Origin of the sequence: Gordonia sp. SID5947 (assembly GCF_009862785.1) — a bacterium.
GTDB lineage: Bacteria > Actinomycetota > Actinomycetes > Mycobacteriales > Mycobacteriaceae > Gordonia.
The window spans coordinates 2,924,988-2,945,629 of record NZ_WWHU01000001.1 but is presented as its reverse complement, the minus strand read 5'-3'; the positions used below and the strand labels follow the sequence as shown (position 1 = coordinate 2,945,629).

Sequence of the window (20,642 nt, the reverse complement as noted above, 5' to 3'; positions counted from 1 at the left end):
GATGCACATCGACATGGCCGACGTCACCGGTGCGCGGCTGCCGTTGTTCCTGTTGTTCCTGTCCTTCGTGGTGACGTTTCTCCTCACGCGTCTGATCACCAGACTCATCCGTGCCGGCCGAGGCCCGTTCAAGGACAACGTGCGTGGCGGAGTGCACATCCACCACGCGGTGCCGGGCATCATCGCGACCGTCGGGGGCGCATTCGTCTCGGTGGCGGTCGACGGAGCATCTCCCGGCGCGGAGATCAGTGCCGTGCTCATCGGCATCGGGACCTCGCTGGTGCTCGACGAGTTCGCCCTCATCCTGCACCTCGAGGACGTTTACTGGACTCGCGAGGGCCAACTGTCGGTGCAGGTCGTCTCCCTCACGATCGCGGCCCTCGGACTGTCGGTGCTCGGCATCAACCCGCTACAGCAGGACGATGACGACACGGTGTCGCTCGGCCCGGTGGTCTTGTCGGTGAACCTGCCGATCACCGTCGTCGCTCTGCTCCTGTGCGTCGCGAAGGGCAAATACTCCACCGCCGCGATCGGCGCCTTCATCGCCCCGGTCGCGTGGGTCGGCGCGATCCGTCTGGCGCGCCCGCGCTCGCGATGGGCGCGCAAGCGGTACTCACCCGAGAAGCTCGCCTCGGCGAGCGAGCGGGCGAAGAAGTTCGACGCCCGGTACGGGTCATGGGGACTCGACGTCGAGGACCTCGTCGCAGGCCGTCCGACCGGCACCGACCGGGCCGTCACCGGCCCGGATCAGGACACCGCCTGATCGGCGTCGAACCCGAACTCGCGGCCGGCCAGACCGAGAAACGCCTGCACCGCCGGGCCGGCGGGCGTGCGCCACACGAAGCCGAGCGATGCCAGGTCATCGACCCCCCGGATCGGTCGGCCGATCACGGCATCGGCGCGGTCGGCGACGATCGACTCGCTCAACACCCCGATGCCCAATCCACTCGCGACCAGTTCGACGACGGCATCCGGCGACGACGCCTCCAGTGCCGTCCGCACGTCGCCGGCGCCCCGATCGAATGCGGTTCGGATGCCCGCGCCGCGCGGCAGGCCCAGCACCGGGTGGTTGTGTAGATCACGAAGTGACAGAACCTTTTTCGAGCTGAGCGGATGGTTGAGCGGTAGCGCCGCGACCACCCGTTCGCGCACCACGGGCAGTTCGTCGACACCATCCGGGAGATCGCCGGCATACCCGGCCAGCGCGACGTCGAGTTCGCCGCGCAGCACCCGTGCGACGAGACCGTCCGAGGCGCCCTCGGTGAGCGACAGTCCGACGCCGGGATGGCGGTCACGGAACAACCCGAGGGTGGTGAACAGTGGCCGCACCGTGCATCCGTCGACCATTCCGACCGACAGATGGCCGCGCAGCACCTGGTTGACGTCGGCCACTGCCTGGCGGACCGACTCGGCGGCGGCCAGCGCATCGCGCGCGGCGGGCAACGCCGCCCTGCCCGCGTCGGTGAGGGCGACCCGTCGTCCGGATCGATCGAACAACTCGGCGCCCAGTTCACGTTCCAGACCGCGGATCTGTGCGCTGATGTTCGGCTGAGTGGTGTGCACGCGCGCTGCCGCAGTGGTGAAACCCGACTCGGCGGCGACCGCGACGAAGTACTCGAGCTGACGCAGTTCCATAATTTTCGATGATAGTCGCAATACATTAAATCAGTTGGACTTCTTCTTACGAACGCGCGACTGTGGACACAGGTGAGAACGACATCCAGTTCACCCACATCCACTTCACCCAGGAGGCGAGAATGTCCGGTCAGCACATCGACAAGGCCACCAACCCCGAGGACATCACCCGGCTGTTCGTCGAGTTCTCGAATGCCGGCGATCCGGATGCCGTGGCGTCGCTCTACCACCCGGATGCCGTGATGGCATACCCGCCGGGCGAGGTCACCCGTGGCCGGACCGCCATCCGTGAACTGTGGGCCTCGGTGCTGGCCCACAATCCGACCTTCACCCCGGAAGCGCCCTTGCCCACGCTGTATTTCGGCGACGACCTGGCGTTGACATCGACCCCTCCCCGCGACGGTGCCGGCGCCCGTGCGCAGGTCGTCGCGCGACAGGACGACGGATCCTGGGTGCGCATCATCGACCAGCCCGAGTTCCAGACACCGACCGGCTGATGCAACGCGCGACATGATCGTGCGCGACCGAATTCCTCTAGACTCGTGTGGACGAGCGGTCGAGAGGTGAGGGCGAATGGGCGACAGCATGACGGTCGGCGAGAATCCGCTGCTCCTCGAGAGGCAGGTCTGCTTCGCGCTCGCGGTGGCCAACCGCTCGGTTCTCAAGATCTACCGCCGCCTTCTCGAACCGCTCGGTCTCACCCACCCGCAATATCTCGTGATGTTGGCCCTCTGGGAGAGTTCGCCCCGGGCGGTGAAGGACATCGGTCATGTGCTGCAACTGGATTCGGCGACATTGTCACCGCTGCTCAAACGGCTGGAAGGGTCCGGGCTGGTGATGCGGCAGCGTCGTGACGACGACGAGCGCAACGTCGACATCGCGCTGACGCCCGCGGGTCGCGAACTGCGCGTCCGGGCGCTGGAGATCCCGCCGGCGGTGGTGGAGGCCCTCGGCGTGGATCTCTCCGACCTCGAAGAACTGCACGCGGTTTTGACCCGGGTGAACGCGGCGGCTCTCCGAGCGGAGTCGGCCGGGCGGTGACCGCCCGCGTGGCTGGTCGTCGAGACAGGTCACGAGGCCGGCTCGCCGGTGTTAGCGTCGAAGGAGTTGTCGTCGATCGCCCCGAGGAGGCGAATCATGAGCAACTCACGATGCCGTGCCCTGCTGATCACTCTCGGCGTTCTCCTGGCGACGGTGCTCGCCACGGGATCGGTCGCAGACGCCCAGATCGACGTCGCACGCGGCAAGACCGGCCAGGTGCTCCTGGCCAAACAAGCAGACTGTCGCGTGTCACCGAACGGACTCACCGCGCGCGATGCGTCGTTCACCGTCCTCTCGCCCGAACGGACTCCCGGTGCCAACATCCGCACCCGTGCGATCCGGCTGATCAACGGGCGGGCGGTGCCGCTGGCAGGCGCGAGCTGGTCGGGCTGGCAGCAACTCCTGCCGAGCAAACCGGTGCAATTCCGCGGTGCGAGTGTGTGGACCGGGGACCGGCGCGCCCGGTTGGAACTCGCCCATGTCGTCGAATTCTGGGGGCTGCGAGGAGGATTCCTCGGGGCGAAACTGGCAATTCAGAACCGCTACCTGACCACCAGCAGCAGTTTGCCCGATCTCGGATCGCTCGGCCCTTGGTTGCCGGTGCAGCGGTTCTGCCAGGTGCCACGCCGCTGATCCTTCGTCCGACCGCCGACGGCTAAGGTCGATACATGGCTGAGCCGACGATCGCAGAGACGAGGTGAACGGCGTGGTTGCGATCCTGGTCATCGTGATCACCGTCGTGGTGGCACTTTTCATCCTGGGCGGCGCGGCGTGGTTCGCCTGGGATTCCGACAAACGGGTCAAGAAGTTCGCCCGATCGACCGATCTGATCCCGGGCAAGCCCGGTCGGGCACCCGTCGAATGGACGTCGGCGACCTCCCGGGAGGCGCTCCTACATCGACGGGTGCGGTATGCGATCGCCGATGTACACGCGAACCCGGCGATCCCGCACGACCAGGACCTGGTCGCGGCCCGTGATCGTCTCGACGACGCCGTCTTCGACCTCGACGACAAGCTGATCGCGGCGGCGGAGCTGGCCGACGAGGACGAGAAGTCGGCCCGGTTCGACGCCGCGGAAACGGCCATCCTGGTACTCGAAGAGCTCCCGCGGAAACTGTGGGAGGCACCCAAACAGACCCAGCTCACGGACCTCGAGAAGGTGACGTCGGCGCTCGCCGCCGCGTGACCCGAGTGGTCGATGTGACCGCACGGTGCGACGTGGGTGACCGTTGACAGCGGCCGACCGGGGGCCCGACGACGAGCCGTCCGCCCATGCCGGCGTCACCGAGGACCTCCTCACCGGTCGCACGCTCTGGGTCATCCTCGTGCTCGCCGCGATCGCAGGAGCCGTCGCCGGATTCGTGGGCGGTGCCTTCCGGTGGGTCCTCGAACACACCGATCATTGGCGTGGCGAGATCGTCGACTGGGCGCACGGGCATGCGGCGTGGGGCTGGCTGATCCCCATCGCGGTGTCGGCCGTCGCGGCGGCCGCGGCGGCCGCGATCGCCAGGTGGCAGCCGCTCTCCGCGGGTAGCGGCATCCAGCATGTGGAAGCAGTCGACCGCGGTGAGGCCGACCCGCCGCCGCTGTCGGTGGTCCCGGCACGGTTCGTCGGCGGGCTGCTCTCGGTCGGTGTGGCCGGCATGGTCCTCGGACGTGAGGGCCCCACGGTGCACATGGCGGCCGCGATCGGTGCCGCAGCCGGACGATTCGCGAACCGAGCGCAGGACGAGGTCCGGCTGCTGCAGACCGTGCTGTCGGGGACCGGTGTCGCGGTGGCCTTCAACGCCCCGATCAGCGCGGTGTTCTTCATCTTCGAAGAGGTCACCAAGACCTTCCGCCTGCGCGAGGCGATCGTGACGATGGTCGCGGTGGCCATCGGTGTCGGTGCGAGTCGACTGGTCCTCGGGAACGAGCCGGACTTCACGCATGTCGGGTCGGTCCCGACACCGTCGTTGACGACGCTGCCCATCTTCGCCGTCTTCGGCCTCGTCGTCGGGGTGCTCGGCGTGGTCTACAACAAGCTGATCCTGGTGTGCCTCGAGGGGTTCGACATGGTGCGGCGCGTACCGGCGATCGTGAAGGCCGGACTCATCGGCGCGGCCGTCGGCGCCCTGCTCTTCGTCGAACCGGTGGTGGTCGGTGGCGGGGACGGGCTCGCGAACCTCATCCTGGCCGGCCAGCGGTTCGCGCTGCCCGTCGTGATCCTTTATGTCGCGGCGCGATTCATCGCCGGTCCGGTGTCGTACGCGGCAGGCACCCCCGGCGGCATCTTCGCGCCGATCCTGGCGCTCGGAGCGCTGATGGGACTCATCGCGGGTCGCATCACCGACGTCGTGGTACCCGGACTGCACACCGACCTCACGATCGCTTTCGCGCTGGTCGGGATGTCCACGTTGTTCGCCTCGATCGTCCGGGCGCCGTTCACCGGCCTGGTCCTCGTGATCGAGATGACCGCGGTCACCACTGTCACCATCCCGATGCTGATGTCGGGGGCGATGGCGGTGGTCGTCGCGTCATTGCTGCGGTCACCGCCGATCTACGATGCGCTCCGGGTGCGCATGCTGCGCAAGCATCCTCCGCCGACGGCGACCTACCAGCCACCGCCCACCAACTGATCAGTCCCTGTCGGCGAGGTCGATGAGTGTGCGGACCGTCTTGAGATTGCGCCCGGTGCCCTGGACGCCAAGGCCTTTGGCGATCACCGGTGCGCTCAGTTTCGACTTGCCCGCCCCGGCGGCGAACCGGATGTGCAGGTCGTTGCCGATGACGGTGAGCTCGTCGTCGCCGAAGTCCCGCTTCTCGAACTCGGCGGCCTTGGCGGTGCTGGGTACGCCCGTGAGGCAGTAGACGTACGAGAACTTCGGGTCGACGACGGTGAACGGGTGAGCGTCGAGAGCGGCGGCCAGGTCGTCGCGCGATCGGCTGATCACCTCGCGTTCGTAGCCGAAACGCTCGGTGATCGCCGCCTCGAGGGCACGGTCGAATTCGTCGGTCGCCGCTGGCGGATCGCAGAGGAGATTGCCCGATGCGATGTAGGTGGACACATTTGTGGCGCCGAGTTCCTCTGCCATCGCCCGAAGATCGGCCATCGGGAGCTTTGCTCCACCCACGTTGATCGCGCGGATCAGGACTACGCGACGGGGCATCGTTCTCCTCGGTGGGGTGGGGGCCCGGTCAGATGATGACCGGCCGCGGCGGCGGATCTGGTTGCGGTGGACCGGGTTCCGGCCCCGGATCGGGATCGGGACCCGGCGCAGGGATCGGCTCGGGTTCCGGCACCGGGATCGGCGGCTCCGGTGGTGGTTCGGGGATCGGCTCCGGAGCGGGGACCGGTTCCGGCGGCGGCGGTGGGGGAGGGGCGGGTTGACCCATGATCACACTCCTCACTGAGCATCGGTGGGTCGGCGACTGGTCCCGACGTTACGCCGCGGACCCGACAGCGGCCATGACATGCGAGCGAATCGCCCGTCTCAGCCGACCTTGGCCAGGTCGGTCCGAATGAGCATGACGTTGTAGTCGTCCCAGCGGGATGCGACGAAGTACAGGGAGCGTCCGGTCGACCGCGGATGGATGTATGGCGCGTAGAGACCGTGCGGCTGCGCGGCCGGCACGATCACCCGCTCATTGCTCCACGGCCCGACCGGGGTGGGTGAGGTGCGCAGCACGATGTTGCCTGCGCGTTCGGAGAGCATGACGAACCGCTTCAGGTATCGGTTGTAGGCGACCGACAGCTCGCTCATCGGTGGTCGCACGATCGGCACGGCGTCGATCGGCCGCGGCGACCAACCGCCGCCCCGGTAGTACTCGTATCGGTTCAGATTCAAGATGTCCGCCGGGCGGAACCTGGAGACGAAGGCCGCGCCGAGCCGACCGTTGGGGGTGCCGTATTGGTACACGTATCCGCCGGAGCGCAGAAACGCACCCATCTGGAAGCGGCCGTGGCCCTGTGCGAGCTGGGTGATGCCGGGCACCGTGAGGTCGAGATTCGCACGGACGGTGTTGTCGTCGGTGGTCCAGGTCTGTCCGTTGTTGCGGGAGACCGCGATCCCCGAGTAGTTCGTCACCCACCTGCCCGGCCCCGTCCACCGGTGGATCGACATATAGCTCATGTACTGGACGCCGTTGATCGAGATGCCGCCGGTCGGGATCTTGCCGACCTCGGTGTTGCGGACCGCGACCGCGTTGAGCATGGGTTGCGCGAAGGCCGGATGTGCGGGCGTCACCGAGGCTCCGGACCGGATGGCCCCGGGGACGGCGTTCGGGAAGGTGATGCCCTTGTCGAGGTCCGTGTTGCCGCTGCTCCGCAACATCGTGTTGTGACGCCACACCATCTGGCCCGCGCATCTGCCCCACGTGTCCCCGAATGCCATCAGCACCTGTCCGGAACCGTTGTCCCACGGCACTCCCACGTCGGTGGCGGTGATGGAGAACCGTTGGTCGGTGCGGTTGGGGCTGCGTGGGCCGGTCACCCATTGGATCGCCTTGCTCGCGCCGCGGAGCTTGACGAGGGGGCCCTGTGGCTTCTTGCCGCCCGCCCGGTAGCTGCCGAAGTCCATGCTGCCGAGGCCGATCTGACTCGATCCGGAACTCCCGGTGCTGCCGACGTCGCCGCCGTGGAAGCCGACCGCACTGCAGAGCGACGCGTGGGCGGGCGCGGACACCAGCGCGGTGCCGGCCGCGCTCAGTGCCGCGATCGTCGTAGCGGTGAGAAGCTTCCGCCATCCGGACATGGGTACTCCCAGGGGCCTGTGACAAGTGGTGCCAGTGTTGCAGAACTGTCGTGTTCAACCCCAGGGCGTACCTCGAACCGAGACGCAGGCGTTACCCGATCACCGTGACGTCGGCGCCACCGACACGGCCGGGCCGACATAGCGCGCACGCGGGCGGATGATCTTGCGTGACCGCGCTTGTTCGGCGATGTTGGCGCACCATCCGACGACGCGACTGACCGCGAACGTCGGGGTGAACATGGACCGGGGGACCCCGCAGGCCTCCATCACGACACCTGCGTAGAACTCGACGTTGGCGTATCGAGGCTGGTCAGGATGGGCCTCCCGCAACACCGCGACCACCTGGCGTTCCACATCGACGGCCTGGTCGACGGTCGGCCCACCGAGTTCGAGGGCGATGGACCGCAGCAATTCCGAACGTGGATCGACGGTCCGGTACACGGCATGCCCGAAACCCATGATCCGGCGGTGCGCGGCCACCTGCTCACGAGCCCACGCGGTCGCGTCACCGTGGCGGGCGATCTCGTCGAGCGCGTCCAGGGCACGGTCCGGTGCGCCGCCGTGCAGCGGACCCGAGAACGCGCCGAGAGCGCCGCAGACCGCCGCGTAGACGTCTGCGCCGGTCGACGCGATCACCCGGGCGGTGAAGGTGGAGGCGTTGAACCCGTGATCGATGGTCGCGATCAGGTATTGCTCGATCGCGCGAGCGTGGGCGGGTTCCGGACGCCGCCCGGTGACCTGATACAGCCAGTTGGCCGCCACGGAGAGGTCCGGAGCGGGGGCGACCGGCTCCTCACCGATGCGGATTCGGTGCACCGCGGCCAGGGTCGTGGGGGTGAGGGCCGCCACCCGCATCGCATCGCGCCGGATGGATTCCGCGTCGCTCTCCCAGAGCGGGGCAGCATGCTGGGCCGGTCCGGCCGCCGACAGCACTGTCCGCAGGCCGGCAAGTGTGTCCCGCTCGTCACCGAGCACGGCGACGGTCCGGAGCAGGCCGGCCAGTTCGTCGGGCAGCGTGCCCAGCGGTGCCGCCGCGGAACGGAATCCGGACAGCTCGGCGCGGTCGGGAAGTGCGCCGTGGACGAAGAGATACCAGACCTCCTCGAAGGTCCGGGTCCGTGCGAGCTCGATCGCGGAGTGCTCGCGATAGTGATAGAACCCCTCGTCACCGCGCACATCGCCGATCTCTGTGTCGGCGACGACGACGTTCGCCAGTCCTTCCGGTGCGATCAACTGATCCATCACGACACCACCTCTCTTGTGTGGCAACCCCTTCGGCGTGCCATTCGCTCACGATGCGCGATGTTGATCAGTGGGGTCAATGTTGATTTGATCAATATGTGCCACGGACCCATACGCGACGTTTCCCGAAACCGATCCACCACGACGGCCGCGACTACCTGACTACCGAGCAGGTGGCCCGGTTCCTCGGCGTGAAGGTCGCCACCGTCTACGCCTATGTGAGTCGCGGACGCATGACGAGCATCCGGATCGACGGCGTCGACGGGAGCGTCTTCGCGGTCGAGGAGGTCGAGGCCGTGGCCGCGGGGCGTCCGCGGCGCGCGCCCGCCGGAGTGGTGGAGCGGATACGGACGCGGCTGACGCTGCTGCAGGACGACCGGCTGTACTACCGCGGACACGACGTGGTCGCGCTGGCCCGCGACCACAGCTTCGAGGAGGTGGCGAACCTGTTGTGGGACACGGATGGTCAGTGGCCGTCCGCAGCGGTCGACGCATCGACGACGGCGGTGATCCGAGAGGCGGGCGGGCCGGCTGCGCGCGGTCTCGACCTCATCCGACTGTCCGTCGACGTCCTCGGTGCGCGTGATACCCGTCGACACCGCCGCGATCTGCCGACGGTCGCTGCCACGGCGTCGAGGGTCATCACGGCATGTGTCGATGTCCTCGGCGACGGGACCGGGCAGCCGGGGACGATCGCCGAACGTCTGTGGCCGTGTCTCACCGACGACCCGCCGTCACCGCAGAAGATCGCGCTCCTCGACGCCGCGCTCGTTCTGCTGGCCGATCACGATCTGTCGGCAGGCGCGGTGGCCGCGCGGGTGGCGGCCAGTGCTCGCGGCAGTATCTACGCGGTGTTGGGCGCAGGCCTCGGCGCGTTCGACGGCCCGGTCCACGGCGGAGCGACGACATTGGCCCGCCGCTTTCTCGTTGCCTCGCTCGACGATCCGGCCGGGGCCGTTGCCGAGCATCTCTATCTCGGCGCAGAGATACCCGGAACCGGACATGTGGTCTACCGACACCGGGATCCGAGGGCGGAACATCTCGTGAACGTGCTCACCGACGCCGACGGCGGCGATCCGCGAGTGCTGCCGGCCCTCGAGGAGATTCGTGCTCAACTGCCCGAAGCGACGTTCGTGAACTCGGATCTCGTGCTGGCCGCCGTCGCGCTCCGCTACCGGATGCGATCGGACGCCGCCGAGACGATCTTCGCGCTCGCCCGGATGGTCGGATGGACCGCCCACGCCCTCGAGGAGTACGACGAGCGGCACCTCCGGTTCCGGCCGGAGGGCGTGTACACGGGAGTGCGGCCGGCCACGCGGTGACCGGCGGGCCGACTCAGTCGGAGGGCACCGCCACCGCGAACGTCCGCCGGAACGGCAGCACCGTCCCCCAGGGCTCCGCGGGGTACGCCGCGCGCAGGCGGTCCTTGAGTTCGCTGACGAAGACGTCCCGGGTGCCGTCGTCGAGGGCCTGCAGGAACGGGCGCGCCGCCGTTCCGGAGATCCAGTCGTACACCGGGTCGTCGCCGTGCAGGACATGGAGATAGGTCGTCGACCACGCATTCGTCGAGAAGCCGCGCTCGGTGAAGAAGGTCAGGTATTCGAGCGGACCGAAACGCGGTACCCGCCGGACCCCGGAGAGCTGGTCGGCGAAGCGCGGGTCGTCGGCGAGTTCGAGGATCGACCGGTAGGTGGGCGCGTCGACGTTGTCGGGAACCTGCAGGGCGAAGACCCCGCTGTCGGTGAGATGTGTCAGCAGTCGCTCGATGACGTCGAAATGGTCGGGCACCCACTGGAACATCGCATTGGAGACGATGAGGTCGACGGGTTGGTTGGGCGCCCAGCCGGCCGCGTCGGCGATGTCGTAGTTGGCCAGCGCATCGGTGTTCTCACGGATCGCCGTGTCGATCATCTCGGCCGACGAATCGATGCCCAGCACCTGCGCCTCCGGCCAGAGTGCGCGCAGGTGGCGGGTGAGATGACCTGGACCGCAACCGAGGTCGACGATCGTCGACGGTGCCGTCGGGATCTGGGCGATGAGGTCGAGGTACGGCCGTGCGCGGTCATCGGAGAATTGCAGGTAGCGGTCCGGATCCCAGGTCTGCATGGTTCCAGCGTAGTGCGCGTGGGCGGTCACGAGCAGCGAAGAAGACGGCAATCGTGGCCGGCACGGCCCCGGGAGGGGTGCAGTACCCTTCGTTGGGTGACCGACGCCGTGTTCGACGACCCGCAGATCGTGACCCCGAGCGACACCGTGGAGCCCGGCTCCACCGACGTCGTGGAGATCTCCTCCGACGGCGCGTGCTTGGGGAATCCGGGTCCGGGAGGCTGGGGCGCGGTGCTGAGATACCGGCAGCACGAGAAGCGGATCTCCGGCTCCGATCCGGACACCACGAACAACAAGATGGAACTGACGGGCGCCATCGAGGCGCTGGCCGCGCTGAGGAAGCCGTCGACCGTGATCCTCTACACGGACTCGAGTTATGTCCGCAACGGCATCACCAAATGGGTCGCCGGCTGGCAGCGGAACGGCTGGAAGACCGCCGACAAGAAGCCGGTGAAGAACGCCGACCTGTGGCGGCGCCTGATCGACGAGGAGAAGCGGCACCAGGTCACCTGGAAGTGGGTGAAGGGGCACGCGGGCGACCACTACAACGAGATCGCCGACGAACTCGCGACCACGGCCGCGCGGCAGATCGCGGAGGCGCGACGATGAGTGCGGGGCTGCCCGTCGCCGTCGAGCCCACCCCGGACCGGCACCTGGTGGCCGCCGTCGAGGACGCGGGCGGGCGGGTGGTCGGGATCGACGAGGCACGCGTGCTCGTGTGGATCGGCGCAGGCGCGGACTTCCCCGAGTTGCCGGACCACGTCGAATGGGTGGCCCTCAAGACCGCGGGCATCGAGGAATTCGTCTCCGCCGGGGTCATCGACGACCGACGCCTCTGGACCAATGCGAGCGGCTTCTATGCCGAGAACGTGGCCGAGCACGCGTTGACCTTGCTGCTCGCCGGCCTGCGACAGGTCAACACCGCGGTACTGCGCCACTGGGACAAGGAGCCGATCGACGCCGCGGTCCGTTCGCTGCACGGTTCGACGGTCGCCATCATCGGTGCGGGCGGGATCGCCGCGTCGCTGATACCGCGACTGACCGCGTGCGGTGCCGATGTGGTCGCGGTGAACAGGTCCGGACGGACGGTCGAGGGCGCGGCCCTCACGCTGCCGTCGGACCGCACCGACGAGGTGTGGGGCCAGACCGATCACGTGGTGCTCGCAGCCCCCGCGACCGCGGAGACCCGGCACATCATCAACGCGCGGTCACTCGCCGCGCTCCCCGAGCACGCGTGGGTCGTGAACGTGGCGAGGGGTCCGCTGGTCGATCAGGCTGCGTTGCTGACCGCGTTGCGGGAAGGGCAGATCGCCGGCGCGGCTCTCGACGTCACCGATCCCGAGCCGCCCGCGCACGACGACCCGCTCTGGTCGCTGCCGAATGTCATCATCACCCCGCATGTCGCGAACCCGTCGTCGGGGCTCACCCGCACGATGGCGCCGTGGCTGGCCGAGAACATCCGTCGGTTCCGGGCCGGCGAGGAACTCCTCGCGGTCGTCACGCCGGGCAGCGACTACTGACCGAGTACCCCGGAACCGCTCGGCCTTGCGTTGGAGTGCGCTCGAAGGCCTAGCGTCATCTGCATGAGCACAGATCACCTCATGAACAAGGCGCTCGCCGCGCTGGGTGAACACGACGGGCCGCTGTCCGTCGAGGTCATCCATCAGTTGGTGGAGGCCGACGAGATCGACGGCGTTCTCACGATCGCGGAGGCCGCGGACCTGCTCGGGGTCTCCGCGCACACCCTCCGTTACTACGAGCGCATCGGCCTGGTGGACGTCCCGCGCGACAGTGCCGGAAACCGGACCTACGATGCCGCGGCGGTTCGTCGGCTGGTGTTCCTCACGCGGATGAGGCTGTCGGGCATGGCCATCCGCGACCTCCAGCACTATGTGGAGCTGGTCGACCGCGGTGACGAGACCGTCGACGAACGCCTGGAGATGTTGCTCGAGCACCGTGACACGGTGCGACGCCAGATCGCGGAGCTGACATTGTCGCTTGCCGCAACCGAATACAAGATCGCCACCTACGGCGGAAGGACGCAGCCATGAGCACCACATCGAACAATCCGATCCCGCGACGACGCATCGGTGACCTCGACGTCTCGGCAATCGGTTTGGGTTGTATGGGAATGAGTTTCGCGTACGGAGAGGTCGACGAGGCGGAGGCACTCGCGACCCTGGACCACGCGATCGACACCGGGGTGAACTTCCTCGACACCGCCGACATGTACGGCCGCGGCGGGGCGAATGAAAAGTTGTTGTCGCGCATGCTGGCAAAGCGTCGCGACGAGGTGGTGTTGGCCACCAAGTTCGGCATCATCACCGATCCCGACACCGGCTATCCGACCGGCGAGGTGAACGGCTCGCCCGAGTACGTGCGGGCCGCCGTCGACGCGTCGCTGACCCGCCTGGGCACCGACGTCATCGACCTGTACTACGTGCACCGGGTGGATTCGTCACGTCCGATCGAGGAAACGGTGAGCGCGATGGCCGAACTCGTGGCCGCCGGAAAGGTCCGGCACCTGGGGTTGTCGGAGGCCAACGCCGAGACGCTCCGCCGGGCGGCGGCGGTCCATCCGATCGCAGCGCTGCAGTCGGAATGGTCGGTCTTCAGCCGCGACATCGAGGATCGCGAGTTGCCCGCCGCGCGCGACGTCGGCGCCGCGATCGTGCCGTACAGCCCGCTCGGCCGGGGCATGCTCACCGGATCGGCGCCTACCGAGCTGTCGCAGAACGACTTCCGGCAAACACTGCCCCGGTGGCAGGGCGACAATCTGACCGCGAACCTCGCTCTCGTCGACGAAGTACGTGCGGTGGCAGGTGAGGTCGGGGCCACGGCGGGCCAAGTCGCGCTCGCGTGGTTGCTGGCACAGGGCGACGACGTCGTCCCGATTCCCGGCACCAAGCGACGCCGGTATCTCGACGAGAACACCGGCGCCGTCGCACTCACGCTGTCGGCCGGGCAACTGGATCGGCTGGCGGCCTTGCGTCCGGCGGGCGAGCGCTACCCGGACATGGATTGGGTGTCCGGACGTTCGGGATAGCAGTTTTCTAGAACGTGTTCCAGTTTTTTGGAATCGGTGGCATCCTCGGGAGGTGATTCTCGACAGATTCCGTATCGATGACAAAGTGGCCGTGGTGACCGGCGCGGGACGTGGCCTGGGTGCCGCCATCGCGGTGGCGTTCGCCGAGGCGGGCGCCGACCTGGTGATCTCCGCCCGCAACGAAGCCGAACTCGACAAGGTCGCGGCCCGGATCCGTGAGGCCGGCAGGCGGGCGAAGGTGGTGGCCGCCGACCTCAGCGACCTCGACGCCGCGGCCGGACTCGCGCAGACCGCGATCGACGAGTTCGGACGCCTCGACATCGTCGTCAACAATGTCGGCGGGGCACTTCCGCGCCCGTTGATGGACACCAAGCCCAAGCACCTCTCGCAGGCCTTCGACTTCAACGTCTCGAATGCGCATGCGCTCGTCGTCGCGGCGGTACCGCATCTGCTCGCCAACGCCGACGGTGGGTCGGTCATCAACATCACCTCGATGGTGGGCCGCTCACCCGGCCGGGCGTACGCCGCGTACGGCACCGCGAAGGGCGCACTCGCGCAGTACACGCGGCTGGCCGCGATGGACCTCAACCCGAAGATCCGCGTGAACGGCATCGCCCCGGGAGCAATCCTGACCTCGGCCCTCGACATCGTCGCCGAGGACGAGAACATGCGCTCGCAGATCGAGTCGGCCACCCCGCTGCACCGGCTCGGCGATCCCGAGGATGTCGCGGCTGCGGCGCTCTATCTCGCGTCGCCGGCGGGTTCGTATGTCACCGGCAAGATCCTCGAGGTCGACGGCGGCATCGTGACGCCGAATCTCGATCTGCCGATTCCGGATCTGTAGGTCTCGATACGCCTCCTCGCTGCGCTCGTCGGCTACTCGACCGGCGGATGTGGGCGGCTACTCGTCCGGCGGGGGCGGGAGTCGCGGTCACGGGCGTTCGTTGCGGGAGGCCTTCTCGACGATGGTCGCGATGCGTCTGCTCTTGGTCGCCGGCTGCTTGGCGAACGCGATCTGACTCAGCCCGAACTTGCGGGCGCTGGGTGGAAAGGCGTCCCAGTTCGTGCGGGCCTGCGGCACGGCGTCGAGGGCGGCGGCGAGTTCGGGGGACTCGACGAGTGCCTCGGCATCGTCGAGCAGGGTCCACAGTCCGCGCGCCTTGGCGTCGTCGATCACCGACTGACCGGCCGGCCGCATCCGCTTCTCGGCGACCAGGTCCGCGACACGAGCCTTGTTGGACGCCGCCCACGCGCTGTTGCGGCCCCGGCGGGTGAACCACATACCGCGCCGCGCGTCGTCGATGGTCCGGGTGTGGCCGTCCACCCACCCCCAACAGAGCGCCTCACGTACCACCTCGTCGTAGTCGAGTGGCTGGTTTCCGGACTCCTTGCGCCAGAACACAAACCAGACACCGCCGGATTTGTCGTGGTTCTCGCGCAACCAGTTGTGCCACTCGTCGAGGGACCCGGGGTGGAGCTGCTCGGCGTCGGGATCAGCCATGGGAGAAGCCTAGGGGACCCCGGTACAGTTGAGGAGTGGGCGAGGTCTTCGCGTTTCTGGGCGAGCACTGGTGGCTGGTCTTCCCGGTCATGGGTGTGGCGGGTGGCTGGACGGCGCGCGTGGCGGCCTACAACGAGAAGCGTCGCAAGGACAAGATCGAACTCGCCCGCATCAAGGCTTCGGCACAGACCGAGCAGCTGCGGATCACCCAGACCAGCAAGACCGCCATCACCAAGGTGCTCGCGCGCCACGACGACGTCGACGCACGGTGGTTCGGCTACGAACTCGATCTGGCCACCCTCATCGAATACCCGATGATGACCGACCTGCGTGAGCCCCTGACCCTGGCCTTCCACCGGGCGAAGGTCCGCGCCGACGATCTGCGGCCCAACCATCCCGACGAACTCCTCGAACCCGCCGTGTTCGCCGAGTACCGCGACGCGGTCAGCGAATATGCGACCGCGTTCGACGCCGCCGAGCGAGAGGCCCGTCGTCGGAAGCAGGCCGACTTCTCGCCGGTCGAGCGGGAACGTCTCGAACGCGCGCGGCGATTGGTGGCAGTCGCCGCGGACAGCGCTGCGACACCGGCCGAACGTCAGGCCGCCTATCGGAAGGCGCGTGCCGAACTCGACGGTCTCATCGCGGTTCCGCCCGCCGCGAGCGAGAAGATCGAACGCCGCATCTCGGCGGCCTTGGAGCCCGGCCGCGAGCGCTGAGCTCGGCCGGACACGGGCTCACGGGGTGACCGACTCCGCTTCCTCGACCTCAGCCGGTCCGGCGAACTGGGAGTTGTAGAGCCGGCAGTAGGCTCCCTGGGCTTCGAGCAACTGCTCGTGATCGCCCTGCTCGACGATCCGCCCGTCTTCCATCACCACGATGACGTCGGCGTCGCGGACCGTCGAGAGACGATGCGCGATGACGAAACTGGTGCGGTCGGTGCGGAGATTGGCCATGGCTTTCTGGATGAGCAGTTCGGTGCGGGTGTCCACGGAGCTCGTGGCCTCGTCGAGGATCAGGATCGTCGGCTTGGCCAGGAACGCCCGCGCGATGGTGATGAGCTGCCGCTCACCGGCGCTCACCCCGCCGCCCTCCTCGTCGAGGACGGTGTCGTACCCGTCGGGGAGTGTGCGCACGAAGTGATCGACGTGGCTGAGTTCGGCAGCCTCGATCACCTCGGCCCGTGATGCCGTCGGATCCCCGTAGGCGATGTTGTCGTAGATGGTGCCGCCGAACAGCCACGAGTCCTGCAGGACCATCCCGGTCCGCTCCCGCAGGTCGTCGCGCGTCATCCGCCGCGAGTCCACCCCGTCGACCCGGATGGTCCCGGAGTCGACGTCGTAGAACCGCATGATCAGGTTCACCAGGGTGGTCTTGCCGGCACCCGTCGGTCCGACGATCGCGACCATGTGGCCGGGCTGGGCCACCAGCGAGAGATTCTCGATGAGCGGCTTGTCCTCGGTGTAGCGGAACGACACGTCCTCGAAGGCGATGAGGCCGTGGCCGTACGACGGCGACTCCGGGTCGACGGGATCGGGCGACTCCTCCTCCGCGTCGAGGACGTCGAAGATGCGTTCGGCCGACGCGACACCGCTCTGCATCAGGTTGAACATCGACCCGATCTGCGTGAGCGGTTGGGTGAACTGCCGTGAGTACTGGATGAATGCCTGTACCTCGCCGAGACTCAGCGCACCCGATGCCACCCGCAGACCGCCGACGACGGCGATCGCGACATAGTTCAGGTTTCCCAGGAACATGATCGTCGGCATGATGATCCCGGAGATGAACTGGGCCCGCCAGCTCGATTCGTAGAGTTGCTCGTTGCGGTCGTCGAAGGTCGCCTCGATCTCGTGCTGCCTGCCGAACGCCTTGACCAGCTCATGCCCGGTGAAGGCTTCTTCGACCTGGGCGTTGAGGGCGCCGGTGGAGGCCCACTGCGAGATGAAATGCGGCTTGGACCGTTTCGCGATCTGGGCGGTCGCAACCACCGCGAGCGGCACGGTGATCACGGCGATGAGTGCGAGCAGTGGCGAGATCCAGATCATCACGACCAGCAACGCGACCACCATCAGGACCGAGTTGAGGAACTGCGCGATGGTCTGCTGCAGACTCTGCGAGAGATTGTCGAGGTCGTTGGTCACGCGGCTGAGCAGGTCGCCGCGTGCAGACGCGTCGTAATAGCTCAGGGGCAGCCGGTGGACCTTTTCCTCCACGTCGGCGCGCAGACGCCGAATGGTTCCGACGACGACGATGTTGAGCAGATATGCCGACAGCCACGCCAGCACCGACGACCCGATGTACAACAACAGCACGATCATCAGGACCCGGCCGACCGCGGAGAAGTCGACGCCCACGCCGGGGGTGACGTCCATCGAGTTCACCATGTCCGCGAAGGTGCCCTGACCGCGCTCGCGCAGGTCTGCGACGGCCTGCGCCTTGGTGAGCCCGGCGGGCAGGGTGGCGCCGATGATGCCGTTGAACACCAGGTCGGTGGCATGACCGAGTACGCGGGGGCCGACCGCGGACAGGATCACCGAGACGACGATGGACCCCACCACGGTGAGAGTGAAGATGCGGTATCCGAGCAACAGCCGGAGCAGCCGTTTCACCGACGGCCCGAAGGTCCGGGCCTTCTCGGCCGGTGCGCCCATCATCGGGGGGCCGCCTCCGCCGGGGCGTGTCATGACGCCTCCTGGATGGCGAGCTGGGATTCGACGATCTCGGCGTACGTCTCGCAACTCTCGACCAGTTCGTCGTGACGTCCCAGGCCGACCACGCGGCCGCGGTTGAGCACGACGATCTGATCGGCGTCGACGATGGTCGAGACCCGCTGGGCGACCACGATGACCGCGGACTCGCGCGTCGCCGGCCGGAGCGCGGCCCGCAGCCGGGCGTCGGTGGTCAGGTCGAGGGCCGAGAACGAGTCGTCGAACAGATAGACGGCCGGTTTGCGGATCAGCGCCCGGGCGATCGCGAGCCGTTGACGCTGGCCACCGGACACCGTGGTGCCGCCCTGGGCGACGATGGTCTCGAGGCCGTCGGGCATCCGGGACACGAAATCGTCGGCCTGCGCGATCCGCAATGCCGCCCAGATCTCGTCGTCGGTCGCGTCGGCTCGGCCGTGGCGGAGGTTGGACGCGATGGTCCCGGAAAAGAGGTAGGGCCGCTGGGGGACGAGGCCGACCACCGCACGCAGTTCGTCCGGGTCGAGCCGGCGGACATCGGTGCCGCCGACGAGTACCTCGCCGTCGGTGGCGTCGATGAGACGCGGGATGAGCCCGAGGACCGTGGTCTTGCCGGAACCGGTCGAGCCGACGATGGCGGTCGTCGTGCCCGGTTCCACGCGGAAGCTGATGTCGCGCAACACCGGATCGTCGGCGCCCGGGTAGCGGAACTCGGCTCCGCGGAACTCCACGGTGGCGGGGTCGCCGGCGAATCCGACGGCCTCGGCAGGCGGTCGCACCGAGGTGTCGGTGTCGAGGACCTCGCAGATTCGTTCGGCACAGACGGCGGCGCGCGGCGCCATCATCGCCAGGAACGACGCCATCATCACCGACATCATGATCTGCATGGCGTAACTCATCATCGCCGTCAGTGCGCCGATCTCCACGCTGCCGTCGGACACCGCGTGGCCACCGAACCAGATCACCGCGACGATCGTCACGTTGGTGATGAGCATGACCAGCGGGAACATCAGGGCCATCAACCGGCCGACGCGCAAGGTCGCATCGGCGAGGCGGTCGTTGGCGACCGCGAAACGCTGGATCTCGTGGCGTTCGCGCACGAATGCGCGGACCACCCTGATCCCGGTGATCTGCTCGCGCAGCACTCGGTTGACGGCGTCGATACGCTCCTGCATCGCCCGGAATCCGGGGATCATCCGACCGATGATCAACGCCATGGTGATGCCCAGGATCGGGACCGCGATGGCCAGCAGCCAGGACAGTCCGGGTGCCACGTGGACACCCATGACGATGCCGCCGACGCACATGATCGGGGCCATCACCAGGATCGCCGTACTCATCACCACCAGCAGCTGCACCTGTTGCACGTCGTTGGTGGTGCGCGTGATCAGGGAGGGCGCACCGAATCCGCCGATCTCACGAGCCGAGAAGGTGTTCACCCGATGCAGGAGGTCGTGCCGGATGTCGCGGCCGACACCGAGCGCGGCACGTGCACCGAAGTACTGTGCGGCGATCGTGCAGATGACCTGGGCGACGGAGATGACGAGCATCCAGCCGCCGGTGCGCAGGATGTAGTCGGTGTCTCCGCGCGCGACGCCGTCGTCGATGATGTCGGCGTTCAGCGTCGGCAGATAGAGCATCGCCGCGGTCGCGACGGCCTGCAGCGCGACGACGGCAACCATGTTCCGCGGATAGTTCGACAGGTAGGTGCGGATGAGCCGACTCAGCATGACGAGATCACTCCGATGACGCTAGCAATGTCCACCGTCGGCCTGCGACCGGATTTCCGACTCCGTGGCCGGGAGCCCGCCACGCGCGCATCTCAAGGTGCGAAGGTGAACGGCACCGCGGCTTCCGGCGTGTAGGTCAGATAGGTGAACGACTCCTTGAAGTAGAGGGTCACGGTGTCCCCGTCATGTGAGTCGTATCCGATGGAGACGTCCTGGCCGATGTTCAATTCGAAGTCGCCCCCGCGGGTGCTGAGCAGGAAGGCGCCGGAGATGGCGGGCGCCCAGACGATGTCGCCACCGGCAACGAGGAGACGCTGGAGGTGGTCGCGGATCGGGACGCCGTGGTTGGACGTCTCGTTGACCAGTGTGTAGACCTCGGCCGACAGCGCCAGCGAGTACGGCCCCTCGACCGACGCGAGCCGCAGGGCACTGGTGGCCTGGGCGAGCGCCTCCGGATAGTCGCGCACGTCGTCGGGCAGCACGATCGGCGTGACCGACGCGGCGGCGCGGATTCCGCTGATGCCTGCCGCCGGGTATCCCTCGAAGACCGCCCGGTCCTCGGCGCGGGCGAGTTCGGCGGCGGCATCGCGGACCGGATCCCAGTCGGAGTCCTTCGAGCCGCGATCGACGTCGTCGATCGCCTCCCGGGTCACGGTGAACGGCACCTTCAGTTCCACCAGCGACTGTGCCTGCCGAGAGAAGGCGAGGATGCCGTCGGCGGGGGCGTCGATCTTTGTCCGGTGGCCGAGCGAGACGGACGCGACATCGTTGCCGAGCGGGCCCTTCACGTCCACGAGCCGGCGAGCGGCACTGTTGCGCTTGAACGAACGCGTGGCCTCCTCCTCGATCTCCGCCCACGCGGCGTCCGAGATCGGTGCGAGTTCGCGATGCAGGTTGTTCATGGCTGCCTCCTGTGGGTCGGCCGGT

General features: G+C 67.8%; 23 protein-coding genes. 13 read left to right on the top strand and 10 right to left on the bottom strand.

Going from position 1 to position 20,642, the window contains the following annotated elements:
* Window position 1: 1 nt before the first annotated feature.
* The gene (locus tag GTV32_RS13575; protein ID WP_161060763.1) at window positions 2–763 is read left to right on the top strand and encodes a hypothetical protein; all 762 of its coding nucleotides are present in this window, start codon (window positions 2–4) and stop codon (window positions 761–763) included.
* On the opposite strand, the gene GTV32_RS13570 is transcribed toward GTV32_RS13575, so the two are convergent.
* On the bottom strand, window positions 748–1,635 hold the full coding sequence (locus GTV32_RS13570) for a LysR family transcriptional regulator (RefSeq protein ID WP_161060762.1): 888 nt from the start codon (window positions 1,633–1,635) through the stop codon (window positions 748–750). The genes GTV32_RS13575 and GTV32_RS13570 overlap by 16 nt on opposite strands.
* A 122-nt stretch (window positions 1,636–1,757) precedes the next feature.
* On the opposite strand from GTV32_RS13570, the gene GTV32_RS13565 reads away from it, so the two are divergent.
* From GTV32_RS13565 to GTV32_RS13545, 5 genes are all read left to right on the top strand, one after another.
* A complete protein-coding gene (locus tag GTV32_RS13565) occupies window positions 1,758–2,132 on the top strand; it encodes a nuclear transport factor 2 family protein (RefSeq protein ID WP_161062524.1) in 375 nt (124 codons plus the stop codon).
* Between the two features lie 76 nt (window positions 2,133–2,208).
* On the top strand, window positions 2,209–2,676 hold the full coding sequence (locus tag GTV32_RS13560) for a MarR family transcriptional regulator (protein WP_161060761.1): 468 nt from the start codon (window positions 2,209–2,211) through the stop codon (window positions 2,674–2,676).
* Window positions 2,677–2,772: 96 nt separating this feature from the next.
* Window positions 2,773–3,309, top strand: coding sequence for a hypothetical protein (locus tag GTV32_RS13555; RefSeq protein WP_161060760.1), 537 nt, complete (start codon window positions 2,773–2,775; stop codon window positions 3,307–3,309).
* Between the two features lie 73 nt (window positions 3,310–3,382).
* The gene (locus GTV32_RS13550) at window positions 3,383–3,862 is read left to right on the top strand and encodes a hypothetical protein (protein ID WP_161060759.1); all 480 of its coding nucleotides are present in this window, start codon (window positions 3,383–3,385) and stop codon (window positions 3,860–3,862) included.
* 43 nt (window positions 3,863–3,905) lie between these two features.
* Window positions 3,906–5,294 carry a ClC family H(+)/Cl(-) exchange transporter gene (locus GTV32_RS13545; protein WP_161060758.1) on the top strand — a complete coding sequence of 463 codons (1,389 nt, stop codon included), beginning with the start codon at window positions 3,906–3,908 and terminating at the stop codon, window positions 5,292–5,294.
* Here the strand turns inward: GTV32_RS13545 and GTV32_RS13540 are convergent, their stop codons facing one another.
* The 4 genes from GTV32_RS13540 to GTV32_RS13525 all read right to left on the bottom strand — a co-directional run bounded on the left by GTV32_RS13540 (window position 5,295) and on the right by GTV32_RS13525 (window position 8,651).
* A complete protein-coding gene (locus GTV32_RS13540; RefSeq protein ID WP_161060757.1) occupies window positions 5,295–5,825 on the bottom strand; it encodes a DUF1697 domain-containing protein in 531 nt (176 codons plus the stop codon).
* Between the two features lie 28 nt (window positions 5,826–5,853).
* Window positions 5,854–6,051, bottom strand: coding sequence for a hypothetical protein (locus GTV32_RS13535; protein ID WP_161060756.1), 198 nt, complete (start codon window positions 6,049–6,051; stop codon window positions 5,854–5,856).
* Between the two features lie 98 nt (window positions 6,052–6,149).
* A complete protein-coding gene (locus GTV32_RS13530) occupies window positions 6,150–7,409 on the bottom strand; it encodes a DUF4185 domain-containing protein (RefSeq protein WP_161060755.1) in 1,260 nt (419 codons plus the stop codon).
* A 99-nt stretch (window positions 7,410–7,508) separates the two neighbouring features.
* On the bottom strand, window positions 7,509–8,651 hold the full coding sequence (locus tag GTV32_RS13525) for a citrate/2-methylcitrate synthase (RefSeq protein WP_161060754.1): 1,143 nt from the start codon (window positions 8,649–8,651) through the stop codon (window positions 7,509–7,511).
* Window positions 8,652–8,749: 98 nt separating this feature from the next.
* Between GTV32_RS13525 and GTV32_RS13520 the strand changes: the two genes are divergently transcribed.
* Window positions 8,750–9,973 carry a citrate synthase gene (locus GTV32_RS13520; RefSeq protein ID WP_161060753.1) on the top strand — a complete coding sequence of 408 codons (1,224 nt, stop codon included), beginning with the start codon at window positions 8,750–8,752 and terminating at the stop codon, window positions 9,971–9,973.
* 13 nt (window positions 9,974–9,986) lie between these two features.
* On the opposite strand, the gene GTV32_RS13515 is transcribed toward GTV32_RS13520, so the two are convergent.
* Window positions 9,987–10,757 (bottom strand): methyltransferase domain-containing protein, encoded by a 771-nt coding sequence (locus tag GTV32_RS13515; protein WP_161060752.1) that lies wholly within the window; start codon window positions 10,755–10,757, stop codon window positions 9,987–9,989.
* A gap of 129 nt (window positions 10,758–10,886) precedes the next feature.
* On the opposite strand from GTV32_RS13515, the gene rnhA reads away from it, so the two are divergent.
* The 5 genes from rnhA to GTV32_RS13490 all read left to right on the top strand — a co-directional run bounded on the left by rnhA (window position 10,887) and on the right by GTV32_RS13490 (window position 14,647).
* Window positions 10,887–11,366 (top strand): ribonuclease HI, encoded by a 480-nt coding sequence (gene rnhA, locus GTV32_RS13510; protein ID WP_161062523.1) that lies wholly within the window; start codon window positions 10,887–10,889, stop codon window positions 11,364–11,366.
* Entirely contained in the window at window positions 11,363–12,277 is a 915-nt protein-coding gene (locus GTV32_RS13505; RefSeq protein ID WP_161060751.1) for a D-isomer specific 2-hydroxyacid dehydrogenase family protein, read from the top strand. The genes rnhA and GTV32_RS13505 overlap by 4 nt, the downstream gene beginning before the upstream one ends.
* A gap of 63 nt (window positions 12,278–12,340) precedes the next feature.
* Window positions 12,341–12,808, top strand: a complete 468-nt coding sequence (locus GTV32_RS13500; protein WP_161060750.1) for a MerR family transcriptional regulator — start codon at window positions 12,341–12,343, stop codon at window positions 12,806–12,808.
* Window positions 12,805–13,803, top strand: coding sequence for an aldo/keto reductase (locus tag GTV32_RS13495; protein ID WP_161060749.1), 999 nt, complete (start codon window positions 12,805–12,807; stop codon window positions 13,801–13,803). Before GTV32_RS13500 ends, GTV32_RS13495 begins: the two co-directional genes overlap by 4 nt.
* A 52-nt stretch (window positions 13,804–13,855) precedes the next feature.
* Complete coding sequence (locus tag GTV32_RS13490; RefSeq protein ID WP_161060748.1) at window positions 13,856–14,647, top strand: SDR family oxidoreductase; 792 nt, start codon at window positions 13,856–13,858, stop codon at window positions 14,645–14,647.
* An 87-nt stretch (window positions 14,648–14,734) separates the two neighbouring features.
* Here GTV32_RS13490 and GTV32_RS13485 read toward each other — a convergent pair whose 3' ends face one another.
* Window positions 14,735–15,304, bottom strand: coding sequence for a YdeI/OmpD-associated family protein (locus GTV32_RS13485; protein WP_161060747.1), 570 nt, complete (start codon window positions 15,302–15,304; stop codon window positions 14,735–14,737).
* Window positions 15,305–15,393: 89 nt separating this feature from the next.
* Between GTV32_RS13485 and GTV32_RS13480 the strand changes: the two genes are divergently transcribed.
* Window positions 15,394–16,020 (top strand): hypothetical protein, encoded by a 627-nt coding sequence (locus tag GTV32_RS13480; RefSeq protein WP_161062522.1) that lies wholly within the window; start codon window positions 15,394–15,396, stop codon window positions 16,018–16,020.
* Between the two features lie 18 nt (window positions 16,021–16,038).
* On the opposite strand, the gene GTV32_RS13475 is transcribed toward GTV32_RS13480, so the two are convergent.
* From GTV32_RS13475 to GTV32_RS13465, 3 genes are all read right to left on the bottom strand, one after another.
* On the bottom strand, window positions 16,039–17,985 hold the full coding sequence (locus GTV32_RS13475) for an ABC transporter ATP-binding protein (RefSeq protein WP_161060746.1): 1,947 nt from the start codon (window positions 17,983–17,985) through the stop codon (window positions 16,039–16,041).
* Window positions 17,982–19,715: an ABC transporter ATP-binding protein gene (locus GTV32_RS13470; RefSeq protein WP_161060745.1), complete on the bottom strand. Its 1,734-nt coding sequence runs from the start codon at window positions 19,713–19,715 to the stop codon at window positions 17,982–17,984. Before GTV32_RS13470 ends, GTV32_RS13475 begins: the two co-directional genes overlap by 4 nt.
* A 92-nt stretch (window positions 19,716–19,807) precedes the next feature.
* Window positions 19,808–20,617, bottom strand: a complete 810-nt coding sequence (locus tag GTV32_RS13465) for a family 1 encapsulin nanocompartment shell protein (RefSeq protein ID WP_161060744.1) — start codon at window positions 20,615–20,617, stop codon at window positions 19,808–19,810.
* Window positions 20,618–20,642: the final 25 nt, after the last annotated feature.